Origin of the sequence: Ectopseudomonas composti, from assembly GCF_001567565.1 — a bacterium.
In the GTDB taxonomy this organism is placed as follows: Bacteria; Pseudomonadota; Gammaproteobacteria; order Pseudomonadales; family Pseudomonadaceae; genus Aquipseudomonas; species Aquipseudomonas composti_A.
Window position 1 is genome coordinate 67,027 of record NZ_LSSW01000021.1, and the last position, 13,995, is coordinate 81,021.

15 protein-coding genes are annotated in these 13,995 nt (G+C 65.0%); 9 read left to right on the forward strand and 6 right to left on the reverse strand.

What is annotated here, in order from left to right; translation table 11 throughout:
• Positions 1 to 38: 38 nt before the first annotated feature.
• The gene (locus PCLY_RS07635) at positions 39 to 794 is read right to left on the reverse strand and encodes a substrate-binding periplasmic protein (RefSeq protein ID WP_061238698.1); all 756 of its coding nucleotides are present in this window, start codon (positions 792 to 794) and stop codon (positions 39 to 41) included.
• 169 nt (positions 795 to 963) lie between these two features.
• Here PCLY_RS07635 and PCLY_RS07640 point away from each other — a divergent pair, with 169 nt between their 5' ends.
• Positions 964 to 1,740 (forward strand): IclR family transcriptional regulator, encoded by a 777-nt coding sequence (locus PCLY_RS07640; RefSeq protein ID WP_061238699.1) that lies wholly within the window; start codon positions 964 to 966, stop codon positions 1,738 to 1,740.
• Positions 1,741 to 1,746: 6 nt separating this feature from the next.
• Here PCLY_RS07640 and hexR read toward each other — a convergent pair whose 3' ends face one another.
• Positions 1,747 to 2,613: a transcriptional regulator HexR gene (hexR, locus tag PCLY_RS07645; RefSeq protein WP_061238700.1), complete on the reverse strand. Its 867-nt coding sequence runs from the start codon at positions 2,611 to 2,613 to the stop codon at positions 1,747 to 1,749.
• A 276-nt stretch (positions 2,614 to 2,889) separates the two neighbouring features.
• Between hexR and zwf the strand changes: the two genes are divergently transcribed.
• Positions 2,890 to 4,314 (forward strand): glucose-6-phosphate dehydrogenase, encoded by a 1,425-nt coding sequence (zwf, locus tag PCLY_RS07650; RefSeq protein WP_231740128.1) that lies wholly within the window; start codon positions 2,890 to 2,892, stop codon positions 4,312 to 4,314.
• 23 nt (positions 4,315 to 4,337) lie between these two features.
• On the opposite strand, the gene PCLY_RS07655 is transcribed toward zwf, so the two are convergent.
• Positions 4,338 to 5,579, reverse strand: coding sequence for an MFS transporter (locus PCLY_RS07655; RefSeq protein ID WP_061238702.1), 1,242 nt, complete (start codon positions 5,577 to 5,579; stop codon positions 4,338 to 4,340).
• A 268-nt stretch (positions 5,580 to 5,847) separates the two neighbouring features.
• A complete protein-coding gene (gene znuA / locus PCLY_RS07660) occupies positions 5,848 to 6,786 on the reverse strand; it encodes a zinc ABC transporter substrate-binding protein ZnuA (RefSeq protein WP_061238703.1) in 939 nt (312 codons plus the stop codon).
• 66 nt (positions 6,787 to 6,852) lie between these two features.
• On the opposite strand from znuA, the gene zur reads away from it, so the two are divergent.
• The 7 genes from zur (at position 6,853) to PCLY_RS07695 (ending at position 12,525) form a co-directional block, all read left to right on the forward strand.
• Positions 6,853 to 7,338 (forward strand): zinc uptake transcriptional repressor Zur, encoded by a 486-nt coding sequence (gene zur, locus PCLY_RS07665; protein ID WP_061238704.1) that lies wholly within the window; start codon positions 6,853 to 6,855, stop codon positions 7,336 to 7,338.
• On the forward strand, positions 7,335 to 8,123 hold the full coding sequence (znuC, locus tag PCLY_RS07670) for a zinc ABC transporter ATP-binding protein ZnuC (RefSeq protein ID WP_061238705.1): 789 nt from the start codon (positions 7,335 to 7,337) through the stop codon (positions 8,121 to 8,123). The genes zur and znuC overlap by 4 nt, the downstream gene beginning before the upstream one ends.
• Positions 8,123 to 8,911, forward strand: coding sequence for a zinc ABC transporter permease subunit ZnuB (znuB, locus tag PCLY_RS07675; RefSeq protein WP_061238706.1), 789 nt, complete (start codon positions 8,123 to 8,125; stop codon positions 8,909 to 8,911). Before znuC ends, znuB begins: the two co-directional genes overlap by 1 nt.
• A 90-nt stretch (positions 8,912 to 9,001) precedes the next feature.
• Positions 9,002 to 9,832: a PA5502 family lipoprotein gene (locus PCLY_RS07680; RefSeq protein WP_061238707.1), complete on the forward strand. Its 831-nt coding sequence runs from the start codon at positions 9,002 to 9,004 to the stop codon at positions 9,830 to 9,832.
• Positions 9,833 to 10,014: 182 nt separating this feature from the next.
• The gene (locus tag PCLY_RS07685; protein ID WP_061238708.1) at positions 10,015 to 11,022 is read left to right on the forward strand and encodes a methionine ABC transporter ATP-binding protein; all 1,008 of its coding nucleotides are present in this window, start codon (positions 10,015 to 10,017) and stop codon (positions 11,020 to 11,022) included.
• On the forward strand, positions 11,022 to 11,690 hold the full coding sequence (locus tag PCLY_RS07690; protein WP_061238709.1) for a methionine ABC transporter permease: 669 nt from the start codon (positions 11,022 to 11,024) through the stop codon (positions 11,688 to 11,690). The genes PCLY_RS07685 and PCLY_RS07690 overlap by 1 nt, the downstream gene beginning before the upstream one ends.
• Positions 11,691 to 11,754: 64 nt before the next feature.
• Positions 11,755 to 12,525: a MetQ/NlpA family ABC transporter substrate-binding protein gene (locus PCLY_RS07695; RefSeq protein WP_061238710.1), complete on the forward strand. Its 771-nt coding sequence runs from the start codon at positions 11,755 to 11,757 to the stop codon at positions 12,523 to 12,525.
• Between the two features lie 75 nt (positions 12,526 to 12,600).
• Here the strand turns inward: PCLY_RS07695 and PCLY_RS07700 are convergent, their stop codons facing one another.
• Together PCLY_RS07700 and PCLY_RS07705 are read right to left on the reverse strand one after the other, a co-directional pair.
• Positions 12,601 to 13,029: a GFA family protein gene (locus PCLY_RS07700; RefSeq protein WP_061238711.1), complete on the reverse strand. Its 429-nt coding sequence runs from the start codon at positions 13,027 to 13,029 to the stop codon at positions 12,601 to 12,603.
• Positions 13,030 to 13,032: 3 nt separating this feature from the next.
• Positions 13,033 to 13,923, reverse strand: a complete 891-nt coding sequence (locus PCLY_RS07705) for a LysR family transcriptional regulator (protein ID WP_061238712.1) — start codon at positions 13,921 to 13,923, stop codon at positions 13,033 to 13,035.
• Positions 13,924 to 13,995 lie beyond the last annotated feature (72 nt).

Here is a 13,995-nt window from a genome sequence, read left to right on the forward strand (position 1 = left end):
AAGGAACGGCCCGCACGAATGCGCGGGCCGGAGGCCGATCAGTCGAGTTGCCACTTCTCGATGATCTTCTCGAGCGAGCCATCGGCCTTGATCGCGGCGATGCCCTGGTTGACCTGCTCGAGCAACGCCGGCTCACCCTTGCGTACGATCAGACAGACGTCGCCCATGATCACCGGCTGGTAGCTCTGCACCAGTCGCACGCGCTCATTGGCCCCTTGGGAGAGCTGATAGGCGAGGATTGGGCGGTCGGCGAAGCCGGCCTTGACCCGCCCAAGCGTCAGGTCACGCATCAGGTCGGAAATGGAGTCGTAACTGCGCACTTCCTTGAAGATGCCGCGCTTGTTCAACTCGTCGATGAACACGGTACCGACCTGGGCACCGACCACTTCGCCGGCAAGGTCCTCCATGCTGGTGTAAGCGGTGTCGTCATCGGCGCGCACGATCAGGCCTTCGCCATAGCTGAACACCGGTTCGGAATATTGCACCACCTTCTCCCTGGCGGGCGTGCGCAGCATGGCGGCGGAGATGAGGTCGATCTTCTTGGTGGTCAGCGAAGGAATCAATGCGGCGAAATTGGTCTGCTGGATTTCCACCTCGAAACCACCGGCCTTGGCCACGGCCTGGGCGGCGTCGACCATCATGCCCTGGATGCTCTGGGTCTTGACGTCGAGAAAGGTGAAAGGCACGCCGGTGGCGGTGGCACCGACGCGGAGGGTTTCGGCACTGGCGGTGACGGACACGAGGCCGGCGAACAGAGCGCAGGCACAGGTAAGACTACGAAGACTGAGACGCATGGCGGTACTCCCATTGGACGCTGTTTTATTGTCTTTAGTGCGCTATGGATGGCCTCTTGGTTATCGGCAGGAGGCGTCGAATTCAATATAAACAATTTACAAGAATCGTAAAGAGATTTATAAATATCGAATATCGATATTTAAGCACTTAAAACAAAAGGAAGCTGCCGTGAGCGAGAGCGAAAACTCACTGTTCAATCAGTCTCTGGAGAAGGGACTCGCAGTCCTGCGCGCCTTCAATGCGCAGCGACGCACCATGAACCTGGCGGAAGTCGCCGAGGCGGCGAGCATCAACAAGAGCTCGGCGCAACGCATGATTCATACGCTGGAAACCCTGGGCTACGTACGCAAGCATCCACAGACCAAGCGCTTCCAGCTCACGCCGCGAGTGATGGAAATCGGTTACAACTACCTGGCGGCCGATACGCTGGTGGACGTGGCCAATCCCTTTCTCGCCGAGCTGGCGCAAACCACCGGCGAGACCACCAACCTGACCGAGCCGGACGGTCTGGAGATGGTCTATGTGGCGCGCTTCGTGGCGCCGAAGTTCATCCCCATCCACATGCCCATCGGCAGCCGCATTCCCATGTACTGCACAGGCTCTGGCCGTGCCTACCTCAGCGCCCTGGGCAGCGACGAGGCGCGCGAGGTACTGATCAGCAGCGATCTGAAGCGCCATACCCAGCAGACCATCATCGATTTCGAGGAAATTCTCCGACAGATCGAGACGACTCGGCGCAAGGGCTATGCAATCAACAACGAAGAACTGTTCCTCGGCGACATGACCATCGCCGCGCCCATCATCGGCAGTCAGGGACAGCCAGTAGCAGCGGTACATGTGGTGGCGCCGACCAGCCGCTGGACGCTCGAGGAGGCCGAGCGCCGCCTGGCGCCAGCGGTCATCGAATGCGCGCGAGCGATCCGAACCTCCATCAGAACGCTCTGAGGGGAATCAGTCTTCCGTGGTCTTGATCGACTTCGGCGACAGGCGCAGGCCGCGCAGGCTGCGCTTGACGCTCTTGAGGTGATTGACCAGGCTCGGCCCGCGCGCCATGGCCACGCCCATGGCCAGCACGTCGATCACCACCAGGTGGGCGATGCGCGAGGTCAGCGGCGTGTAGATCTCGGTGTCCTCCTGCACGTCGATCGCCAGGTTGACGGTCGACAGCTCCGCCAGCGGCGTCTGGCTCGGGCACAGAGTGATCAGGCTGGCGCCGGACTCACGCACCAGGTTGGCGCTGATCAACAGGTCCTTGGAACGACCGGACTGCGATATGCACACCGCCACATCGCCCGGCTGCAGGGTCACCGCACTCATCGCCTGCATGTGCGGGTCGGAATAGGCCGCGGCGTTGAGCAACAGGCGGAAGAACTTGTGCTGGGCATCGGCCGCCACGGCGCCGGATGCGCCGAAGCCGTAGAACTCCACGCGCTGTGCATTGGAGCAGGCGGCGATGGCGCGCTGCAGCGCCTCGGGGTCGAGTTTCTCGCGCACCTCGATCAACGTATGCAAGGTGGTGTCGAAGATCTTCAGACTGAAGTCGGCGACCGAGTCATCCTCGTGAATGGCGAACTGCCCGAAGCTGGCACCAGCGGCCAGACTCTGCGCCAGCTTCAGCTTGAGGTCCTGAAAGCCAGTGCAACCGATGGCCCGGCAGAAGCGCACGATAGTCGGCTCGCTGATACCCACGCTGTGTGCCAGCTCGGCCATGGAGCTGTGCATCACCGATGCAGGGTCGAGCAAAACGTAATCGGCCACCTTGAGCTCGGACTTGCGCAGCAGGTGGCGCGACTGGGCGATGTGTTGCAACAGATTCACTGAGATAGGCTCTATGCAGAAAAGGGTCTACGGCGGCACCCGGCGACTCATAGCTCGGTTATGATCGGCGGGCGGCGGTTGTAGTGACCTTGTAGTTATACTACATAGCTCGCTATCGCGCACAACCAAGCGCCTGCCAATTCGCTGAACGAACCTTTCGGGCATGCCCGCATGCCAAACAACACAGGCATATTTGAGGACGTTTTCGCGGCCTCTTTGCATGCATGACGGCCCGCCCCAACGAATCGGAGTCTTCCCTTGAGCATTCCCTGCGACATGCTGGTATTCGGTGGCACCGGCGACCTGGCCCTGCACAAGCTGCTGCCCGCGCTCTATCACCTGCACCGCGACGGACGTCTGCACGCCGACGTGCGCATCCTCGCCCTGGCCCGCAGCAGCCACAGCCGCGAGTCCTACCAGGCGCTGGCCGAGCGTCACTGCCGCGCCCAGGTCGCGCGCGCCGACTTTACCAACGAGGCCTGGGCCAGCTTCTCCGCACGCCTCGATTACTTCGCCATGGACGCCGCGCAGAGCGCCGACTTCGGCCGCCTGGCCAAACGCCTGGGGCGTGACGACGAACGTGTGCGGGTCTACTACCTGGCCACCGCGCCGAGCCTGTTCGAAGACATCGCCGCGCACCTGGCCAACGCCGGCCTGGCAGGCCCTGCGGCGCGCATCGTGCTGGAAAAGCCCATCGGCCACTCGCTGGAGTCGGCCCGCGCGATCAACGCCGCCATCGGCGCGGTATTCGACGAAGCGCGGGTGTTTCGCATCGATCACTACCTGGGCAAGGAAACCGTGCAGAACCTGATGGCGCTGCGCTTTGCCAACGCCCTGTTCGAGCCGGTGTGGCGCGCCGGGCATATCGATCACGTACAGATCAGCGTGTGCGAAACCCTCGGCGTGGAGAACCGCGGCGGCTACTACGACAAAGCCGGCGCCATGCGCGACATGATCCAGAACCACCTGCTGCAACTGCTCTGCCTGGTGGCCATGGAAGCGCCGGTGCGCTTCGACGCCGAAGCGGTGCGCAACGAAAAGGTGAAGATTCTCGAAGCCCTGAAGCCCATCAGCGGCCTCGACGTGCAGGACAAGACCGTGCGCGGCCAGTACACCGCCGGCAAGATCGGTGGCCAGGACGTGCCCGCCTACTACTTCGAGAAGAACGTCGACAACGACAGCGACACCGAGACCTTCGTCGCCGTGCAGGTGGAAATCGACAACTGGCGCTGGGCCGGGGTGCCTTTCTACCTGCGCACCGGCAAACGCCTGGCGAAGAAGGCCTCGGAGATTCTCATCCAGTTCAAGCCGGTCCCGCACCGCCTGTTCAACGGTGGCGAAGCCAACCAGTTGTTGATCCGCCTGCAGCCGGAAGAGCGCATCAGCTTGCAACTGATGGCCAAGAATCCCGGCAAGGGCATGCACCTGAAACCGGTGGAGCTGGACCTCAACCTGGCCAACGCCTTCAACCAGCAACGTCGCTGGGACGCCTACGAACGCCTGCTGCTCGACGTGATCGAAGGCGACTCGACACTGTTCATGCGCCGTGACGAAGTGGAAGCCGCCTGGCAATGGGTCGACCCGATTCTGCAGGGCTGGCACCAGCACTACCAAAGCCCGCGCCCCTACCCGGCCGGCAGCGACGGCCCGGAGCAGTTGCAGCACCTGCTGGAACGCCATGGTCGGCACTGGGCGGAGTGATCCGCCCCGCATGTCAGCGCTGCTCAGGCGGGACTGCGGCGCGCATGCCCCCACACAACCGCCAGCACCAGCATCCCCACCCCGCCGGCAACCACGAACAACCCCTCATACCCCAACGCCTTGGCCAGCACGCCGCTGCTGGCGCCGACGAAGCCTGATAGCAGTAACTGCGCCGACGCCTGTAGGGTGAAGTCGGCGCCTTCGTGTTCGGGGCGGCACATGCGCATCATGGCGGCGAACAGGGCAACGGTGGACATGCCGTCGGCCACCTGCTCGAACAGCGTCACGGCGTACACCAGCCCGGTGTTGGCACCCTGCCCCACCAGCACGGCCAGTGCGGCGATGCCGATGGCCTGCAGAGCGCCGAACAGGATCAGCGCGCGCAGCACACCGATGCGGGCGTAGAGCAGGCCGCCAAGCAGGGCTCCGCCGATGCCAGCGAGGCTGCTGATCAGGGTCAGTTGGCCAAGGTCTCCAGTGCTCCAGTCCTGATCCACCAGCATCGGTTTGATCATTGGCGAGCCCAGCGAGTCGCCGAGCTTGAAGGTCAGCACCACGGCCAGCCACAGCAACATGCCGGGTTGCGCCAGCAGCCCACGGTAGTGATCGAGTAACAGGCGCGGGCCGAGGGCGCGCTCCGCCTGGGCAGGCTGAAAGGGCAGGACGCGGCGCTCAGGGAACAGCCAGATCGGCACGCTCATCAGCAGAATCAGACCCGCCAGCAGGCCGAGAGCCAGGTTCCAGCCCAGCGGATCGATCACCAGCAGCAGGCCGCTACCGCTGACGATCATGCCGATCTTGTAGCCGCCCACCTGCAGACTGTTGCCCAGGCCGCGCCAGCGCTCGGGCAGCAAGCGCACGGTGAGGCCGTCGGTGGCGATGTCCTGGGTGGAAGCCAGCAGATTGATCAATAGCAGCACACCGAGCAACAGCCACAGGCCGCTGCCGAACAAGGTCTGCGGGGCGAGCATTGCCAAGGCGGCAACACAGAGCATCACCCCGCCCTGCAGCGGCAGAATCCAGCCACGGTGGTGACCCTGTCGAGGTGAAGCCAGACGGTCGACCCAGGGCGCCCACAAGACCTTGAGCAACCAGGGCAGCGCCAGCAGCTTGAGCAGGCCGATCAGCGCCAGGTCGACACCATGCTGACGCAGCAGCACCGGCAGCGAGTGGGCGATCAGCCCGGAAGGCAGGCCCTGCGCGCAATACAGCGAGGCCAGCAGCACCAGTGTGGCATTGGACGGACGAGGTGCGGTTGGCGACATGGCGGGCGCTCGCGGCAAAAGCGCAAGCCTAGTGGTTTGCGCCGGCATGCAGCAACGAGGCGCTGGTTACAGTTCGTAGCTTGGCGGGTCGCGGCGAAAGCCCCTCCCACAAAAGCCTGGTTAGCCCCCGACCTGGATGCAATCAGGGGCCGCGTCAATCACGAATGAATTCGCTCCTACACAGTGCGTAGGGTGGATGACGCCTTTTTCATCCACCATAAAGGCTCGGCAGATGCTCCCACGGTGGAGCAACAGGACGTGTTCCGCCCTACAGACTATTCAGGCACTCGGTCAGACCGTTTGCCAGATTCTGCAGCAGGTGTTCGTAGCCGTTGGCGTCGACCGGCAAGGTACCGCCCAGGGCATCGAGTTCGGCCAGTTTGACCGGCAAACCCGCAGTGAGGGTCTCAGCCAGGCGGGGACGCAGTGGCGGTTCGCTGAACACGCAGCTCGGCCCCGTCTGCTGCAGACGCTCGCGCATGGCAGCGACATGCCGCGCACCCGGCTGTACCTCAGTCAGTACGCTGAACACGCCGGCGTGCTTGAGGCCGTAGGTGGCCTCGAAATAGTCGAAAGCCTCGTGGAAAACGAAGTACGGCTTGCCTTGCAAGGCAGCCAATTGCGGACGGATACGGCCATCGAGCGCATCCAGACGTGCCTCGAATGCGTTCAGGTTGGCGGCGTAGCGCTCGGCGTTGGCGGCATCCAGCTTGCTCAGGTCTGCCGCCATGCGCGCGGCGATGACCTTGGCGTTGGCGGCAGCCAACCACAGATGGGCATCCAGGCTACCCGGGCGGTGATCGTGGTCATGGCCCAGATCGCCACCATCCGCTTCGTGCTCATGAGCATCGTGGTCATGATCGTGTTCGCCATCGCCATCACCGAAGTGGCGCAGGGTCATGCCGGGCAGGTCCTGCACCGCCACCTGAGGTTTGTCGCGGCCGCTCAGTACGCGAGGCAGGAAGGCCTCCATGTCCGGGCCGATCCAGTACAGCAGGTCGGCGTCACGCACGCGCCGTACGTCGGATGGGCGCAATGCATAGTGATGCGGTGAGGCGCCCGGCGGCAGCAGCACCTCGGGCTCGCCAACCCCGTCCTGCACTGCTGCGGCGATCAGTTGCAGCGGTTTGATACTGGTCAGGACGCGCACCTCGGCCTGGGCGCTGGTGACGAAAAACAGGGCAATAAGACAGAAAAGACGCGACACGGGGCATACTCAAGCGGGATTGAACAGGTAACATAATAACGTCTCTTCCCAGCGCCGTCCTTGCCCATGACCGACACGCCCCTGGCTTCACGCCCCCATGACCACTCCCGCTGCGTCAGCCATGCCCTGGCCGAAGCCGAAGCCATCTGCGCGCGCCAGGGTCTGCGCCTGACCGCCCTGCGCAAGCGTGTGCTAGAGCTGGTGTGGGCCAGCCACAAGCCGCTCGGCGCGTACGACATCCTCGGCGTACTGAGCGACGAAGACGGCCGCCGCGCCGCGCCCCCCACGGTTTATCGCGCGCTGGATTTCCTCCTGGAAAACGGCCTGGTGCACCGTATCGCCTCGCTCAATGCCTTCGTAGGCTGCAGTCACCCCGAGCACGCGCATCAGGGCCAGTTCCTGATCTGCCGCGAGTGCCACGCGGCGACCGAGCTGGAGCAGTCGGCGATCAGCCAGGCCATCGTCGATGGCGCGGCCGGTGTCGGCTTTGCTGTGGAAAGCCAGACCGTCGAAGTCGTTGGCCTGTGCGCAGGTTGCAAGGGCAAGGCATGAGCGAGGCCTTGATCCAGCTCGAGGGCGTCGCGGTCAGCTTCAACGGCCAGGCGGTGCTCGACGATGTGCAACTGAGCGTGCGGCCCGGCGAGATCGTCACCCTGATCGGCCCCAACGGTGCCGGCAAGACCACCCTGGTGCGTGTGGTGCTCGGTTTGCTGCAACCGGAGCGCGGCAGCGTGCGCCGCACCCCGCGCCTGCGTATCGGCTACATGCCGCAGAAGCTGCATGTCGATGCCACCCTGCCGCTGTCGGTGCTGCGCTTCTTGCGCCTGGTGCCGGGCGTGGATCGCAAACGCGCGCTGGCGGCACTGGCCGAGGTCGGCGCCGAGCAGGTGATCGACAGCCCGCTGCAGAGCATTTCAGGCGGTGAGATGCAGCGCGTGCTGCTGGCCCGCGCCCTGCTGCGCGAGCCGCAACTGCTGGTGCTCGATGAGCCGGTACAAGGTGTCGACGTGGCCGGCCAGGCCGAGCTGTACCGGCTGATCTCGCGGCTGCGCGAGCGCCATGGCTGCGGCGTGCTGATGGTCTCGCACGACCTGCACCTGGTGATGAGCGCCACCGATCAGGTGGTCTGCCTCAACCGCCACGTGTGCTGCTCCGGCCACCCGGAACAGGTCAGCGGCGACCCCGCCTTCATCGAACTGTTCGGCCAGGACGCCAAGAGCCTGGCCGTCTATCACCACCATCACGACCACGCTCACGACTTGCACGGCGGCGTGGTCAAGCCCGGCCTGACCATTCACGGCCCGGCTCACGTTCACGGCCCAGGTTGCAAACACTGATGCCCGACTTTCTTCTCAACGCCCTGCTCGCCGGCCTGGTGCTGGCCCTGGTGGCCGGCCCGCTCGGCTCCTTCGTGGTCTGGCGGCGCATGGCCTACTTTGGCGACACCCTTTCTCACGCCGCCCTGCTCGGCGTGGCGCTGGGCCTGCTGCTCGACGTCAGCCCAACCCTTACCGTGACCGTCGGCTGCGTGCTGCTCGCCGTGCTGCTGGTCACCCTGCAACAGCGCCAGCCGCTGGCCTCCGACACCCTGCTCGGGATCCTGGCCCACAGCACGCTGTCACTGGGCCTGGTCGCGCTCAGCTTCATGCACGACGTGCGCATCGACCTGATGAGCTACCTGTTCGGCGACCTGCTCGCCGTGAACACGACCGATCTGGCCTGGATCGTCGGCGGCAGCGCGCTGGTGCTGGCCCTGCTGGCCTGGCTCTGGCGCCCGCTGCTGGCGATCACCGTGCATGAGGAGCTGGCGCGCGTCGAAGGTCTGCCGGTGGCGGCGATCCGCCTGGCGCTGATGCTGCTGATCGCCGTGGTGATCGCCGTGGCGATGAAGATCGTCGGCGTGCTGCTGATCACCTCCCTGCTGATCATCCCCGCCGCCGCCGCCCAGCGCCACGCACGCACGCCGGAGCAGATGGCCGTGGGCGCCAGCCTGCTCGGGCTGCTGGCCGTATGCTGCGGCCTGACGCTGTCCTGGTATCAGGACACGCCGGCCGGGCCGTCCATCGTGGTCAGCGCCGCCGCCCTCTTCCTGGCCAGCTTTGCGTTACCCAGGCGCAGCGCCTGATCGCCAGTGGCTCGTAGCCCGGGCAAGGTGAAATCGGCGCTACGAACCTGTATGATTGCGCGTTTTTTGCACAATTCGAGACGCGTAGTCATGAAGTCGTTCGCTTTTCGTGGTCTTCCTATTCTTCTGGTTCTGCTGCTGGCCGGCTGCCAGAACACGCAGCCGCACAGCGTTCCGCCAGTCGATGACCTGGTCATCGCTTTCCGCCAGCTTGACCTGAGCCTGGCCGAAGAACGCCTCGACGATGCTCGCAGCCAGCTCGACGCCCTGCAGCAGCGCGCCAGCCGTGACACCCGCCTGGAGCAGTACCAGCGCCAGCTCGCCGAAGCCTACATGGAACAGGGCCAGCAAGCGCTGCAACGGGGCGATCTGGATCGCGCCGCGCAGGCGCTGGGCCAGGCCCGCAGCCTGATGCCGCAAGCCCCGGCCCTGAGTCACGACCTCAACCGGGCCATCGACAGCGCCCGCGCCGCCCGCCAGGCGGCAACCGAGCAACAGGCCCGCGAAGCGGCCGCCAGACTCGACGCCGAGCGCCAGCAGCGCCTGGCCAGTGAGCGCCAGGTCGCAGCCAAGGCGGCAATCGTCAAGGCGCCGGCCAGCCAGCCGACAGCAGAGGCCGAAAGCAAGCCCACAGCGCGCCTGATCGACCCGAACGCCGCCAGCAGCACGGTGGCGTTGCCGATGCTGGACAACCAGGACAACGAGAACCTGCGGCGCCTGCTCGATAGCGTGGCCGCCGATGTCGTGACCTTTCGCTGCGCCGTGCGCATCGAAGTACGCCAGGCCAAGGACTATCCCTGGGTCGCGGCGTTGCTTTCGGCGCGGATCAAGAAGCTCGACCCGACCTTCCATCCTCGCTTGAGCCAGAGGATCGCGCCGCAACAGGTACCACGCCTGCTGTTGAGCCCACAGCACAACTGATGCAGGGCGCAACGCCGGTCGCGGATCGGTAATGCCATTTTGTAATAACCATAGGCCAACAAAGATTTTCTCGGCCTAAACCCCGCCGGGTAGACTAGCGCCCCTTTGCGCCTCACCCGGCGCCCGATGGCCGGCTCGATACCCACGCAGCCCGCCCTGAACATACCCAAAAGGTCGTTCGCGTGATCCACTTTCAATCCGTCCACAAGGCCTACCGCGTCGCGGGCCGCGAGATTCCGGCATTGCAGCCCACCACGCTGCAGATCGGTCGCGGCCAGGTGTTCGGTATCATCGGCCACTCCGGCGCCGGCAAGAGCACCCTGCTGCGCCTGATCAACCGCCTGGAGGAGCCCTCCGGCGGGCGCATCGAGATCGACGATGTCGATGTCACCGCCCTCGACGCCGGTGGCCTGCGCCGCTTCCGCCAGCAGGTCGGGATGATCTTCCAGCACTTCAACCTGCTGTCGTCGAAGACCGTCGAAGACAATATCGCCATGCCGCTGCGCCTGGCCGGCGAGCTGAGCCGCGCCGAGATCGACGCCCGCGTGGCCGAGCTGCTGGCCCGCGTCGGCCTGCAGGAACATGCGAAGAAATACCCGGCGCAGCTCTCTGGCGGGCAGAAACAGCGCGTCGGCATCGCCCGGGCGCTGAGCACCCGACCGAAGATCCTGCTGTGTGACGAAGCCACCAGCGCCCTCGACCCGCAGACCACCACCGCCGTGCTGCAGTTGCTGGCCGAGATCAACCGCGAGCTGGGCCTGACCATCGTGCTGATCACCCACGAGATGGACGTGATCCGCCGCGTCTGCGACCGCGTGGCGGTGATGGACGCCGGTGTCATCGTCGAAGAAGGCCCGGTGGCCGAGGTGTTCCTGCACCCGCAGCACCCGACCACGCGGCGCTTCGTGCAGGAGTCCGAGCACGTCGATGAAAGCGAGCAGCGCGACGACTTCGCCCATGTCGAAGGCCGCATCCTGCGCCTGACCTTCCAGGGCGAGGCCACCTACGCACCGCTGCTCGGTACCGTGGCGCGCGAGACCGGGGTGGACTACAGCATCCTCGCCGGGCGCATCGACCGCATCAAGGACAGCCCCTACGGCCAGCTCACCCTGGCTCTGACTGGCGGCGACATCGACGCCGCGCTGGCGCGCTTCGAAGCCGCCGACGTGCATCTGGAGGTACTGCGCTGATGCTCGAACAACTGCTGCCCAACGTCTTCTGGCCGGAAATCTGGCAGGCCAGTCTCGACACCCTGAACATGCTGCTCGGCTCGATGCTGTTCACCGTGCTGCTCGGCCTGCCGCTCGGCGTCCTGCTGTTTCTCACCGGCCCGCGTCAGCTGTTCGAACAGAAGGCCCTGTATGGCGTGCTGTCGCTGGTGGTGAACATCCTGCGCTCGGTGCCCTTCGTCATCCTGCTGATCCTGATGCTGCCGGTCACCGAAGTGGTGGTCGGTACCTCGCTGGGTGTGGCCGGCGCCATCCCGCCACTGGTGGTCGGTGCCACCCCGTTCTTCGCCCGCCTGGTGGAAACCGCCCTGCGTGAAGTGGAGCGCGGCATCATCGAGGCGACCCAGGCCATGGGCGCCAACACCTGGCAGATCATCACCCGCGCGCTGCTGCCCGAGGCACTGCCTGGCCTGCTCGCGGCCACCACAGTCACCGCCATCACCCTGGTCGGCTACACCGCCATGAGCGGCCTGGTCGGCGGCGGCGGCCTGGGCGACCTGGCCGTGCGCTACGGTTACCAGCGTTATCAACCGGACGTGATGGCCGTGACCGTGGTGTTGCTGCTGATCCTGGTGCAGGTGCTGCAGATGATCGGTGACCGGCTGGTTGTACATTTTTCTCGTAAGTAATCACGACAAGCGGCGACTCGCCACCCGCGAGACCCGCAATAACCTTCCCAAAAGGAACCTTGAAATGAAGAAACTGCTGACTGCCCTGGCGGCCTGCGCCGCCTTCTCGGCCCAGGCCGAAACCCTCAACGTCGCCGCCACCCCGGTGCCGCACGCGGAGATCCTCGAATTCGTCAAACCGGCTCTGGCCAAAGAAGGCGTGGAGCTGAAGGTGCGGGTGTTCACCGACTACGTGCAGCCCAACCTGCAGGTGCAACAGGGCAACCTGGACGCCAACTTCTTCCAGCACCAGCCGTACCTGGACGAGTTCAACGCCAGCCGCAAGACCGAGCTAGTCAGCGTTGCCGGTGTACACGTCGAGCCCTTCGGCGCCTACTCCAGCAAGATCAAGAGCCTCGACGAACTGCCGCAAGGCGCCATCGTCGCCATCCCCAACGACGCCACCAACGGCGGCCGTGCCCTGCTGCTGCTGCAGAAGGCCGGCGTGATCAAACTCAAGCCGGACGCCGGCATCCTCGCCACGCCGAAAGACATCGTCGAGAACCCGAAAGGCATCAAGGTGCGTGAACTGGAAGCGGCGACCCTGCCGCGCGTGCTGAGCCAGGTCGACCTCGCCCTGATCAACACCAACTACGCCCTGGAAGCCAAGCTGAACCCGACCCAGGACGCCCTGGCCATCGAAGGCAGCGACTCGCCCTACGTCAACATCCTAGTGACCCGCGCCGACAACAAGGATGCCGAGGCCGTACAGAAACTGGTCAAGGCCCTGCACAGCGCCGAGGTCAAGCAGTTCATCGAAGAGAAGTACAAGGGCGCTGTCGTACCGGCGTTCTGAGCGCCGCTTACGCCCTGAGTAGTACCCAATGCCGCGCCGCTGCAAAGCCACGCGGCATTTTCATCTCTGTGCCGCTCACGACGGGATGAAGCGCAGTACACCGGCCTGCCGCGGCCCGGCGCCAGTCGGATCATCGCTGGGGTGGGCGATGCCATCGCTGACCGGCACCTCGGCGAAGTCGAACGGGCTGATGCCCTCCAGGCAGGCGACATTGACCCCGTACTGATGGGGATTGGAGCGGCGCTGGTGGTGGGTGTAGATGCCGCAGCGCGAGCAGAAGAAGTGCTGCGCGCTGTGGGTGTTGAAGCTATAGGTGCTCAGCAGGTCTGCTCCCTGCAGGATGCGAAAGCCGGCCAACTCCGCCGAAACCGCCACCGCCCCACGCATGCGGCAGTAGGAACAGGTGCAACGCCGCGCACTGTGCAAACCATCGCTCAAGGTCACGTGAAAGCGGACGCCGCCGCAATGGCAGGCGCCGTTGATTGCACCGATATCCTTGTTCATCCGTCATACCTCCGCCCGACAGGAGGCGCCATCATAGGTTGGTTCGGTCAAGCACTGCAGCAGCCAGTCCAGAGCCGGCTGACGCTGGGCGCGGCGCAACGTGGCCACCAGCTCGCGGTGGAAGGTGAGTTCACCCAGCTCCAGCACGCGCAGCGCCTGAGGCCGCTGGCACCACAGGCCGGCGCGCGGTATCAGCGACACGCCCAAGCCACATTCGACCATGCGCACGATGGCTTCCAGCTCGTCCAGCTCCAGCGCTTCGTGGGGCGTCAGCCGTTGTTCGCGGAGAAAGCGCTCGACCTGGCGACCGCCAAAGGAACGCCGGTCATAGCGTACGAAGGGCTGCTCACGCAGCAATTGCAGTGGGTCGTCACCCGGCAGGCCGGGCGGCGCGATCAGCACGAAGGGTTCGCGGGCCAGGGCGACCTGCATCAGCTCCTTGGGCAGCTCGAAAGGCGGACGAATCAGCACCGCCAGGTCCAGCTCACCGGCATCCACCTGCCCCAGCAGATCGAGCGAGACGCCTGGCACCAGCTTCAACTCGACCCGTGCGGCCTGGGTGCGGAAACGCACCAGAGCTTCGGGCAGCAGCCCGGTCTGGACACTGGCGATGGCACCGATTTTCAGCTCGCCCTGCCATTCCGCCAGCGCAGTCGGCACGGCCATCTGCGCGTACAGACCCAGCATCTGCTCGGCCAGTGGCAGAGCATGGCGGCCAGCGGCGTTGAGCACGGCCGCACGGCCACTGCGGTCGAACAGGCGCACGCCCAGGTTCTGCTCCAGCACACGCATCTGCGCGCTGACCGCAGACTGGGTCAGGCCCACGCGCAGCCCGGCAGCAGCGAAGGTGCCATGCCGGGCCACAGCCACGAAGGTTTTCAGTTCACGGATCATTGATCGATTTCTTTGGAGCTCGACCTCAAGGATATTCGCTTTAAATCAAAATCCTTGCATCTAGAATCGACA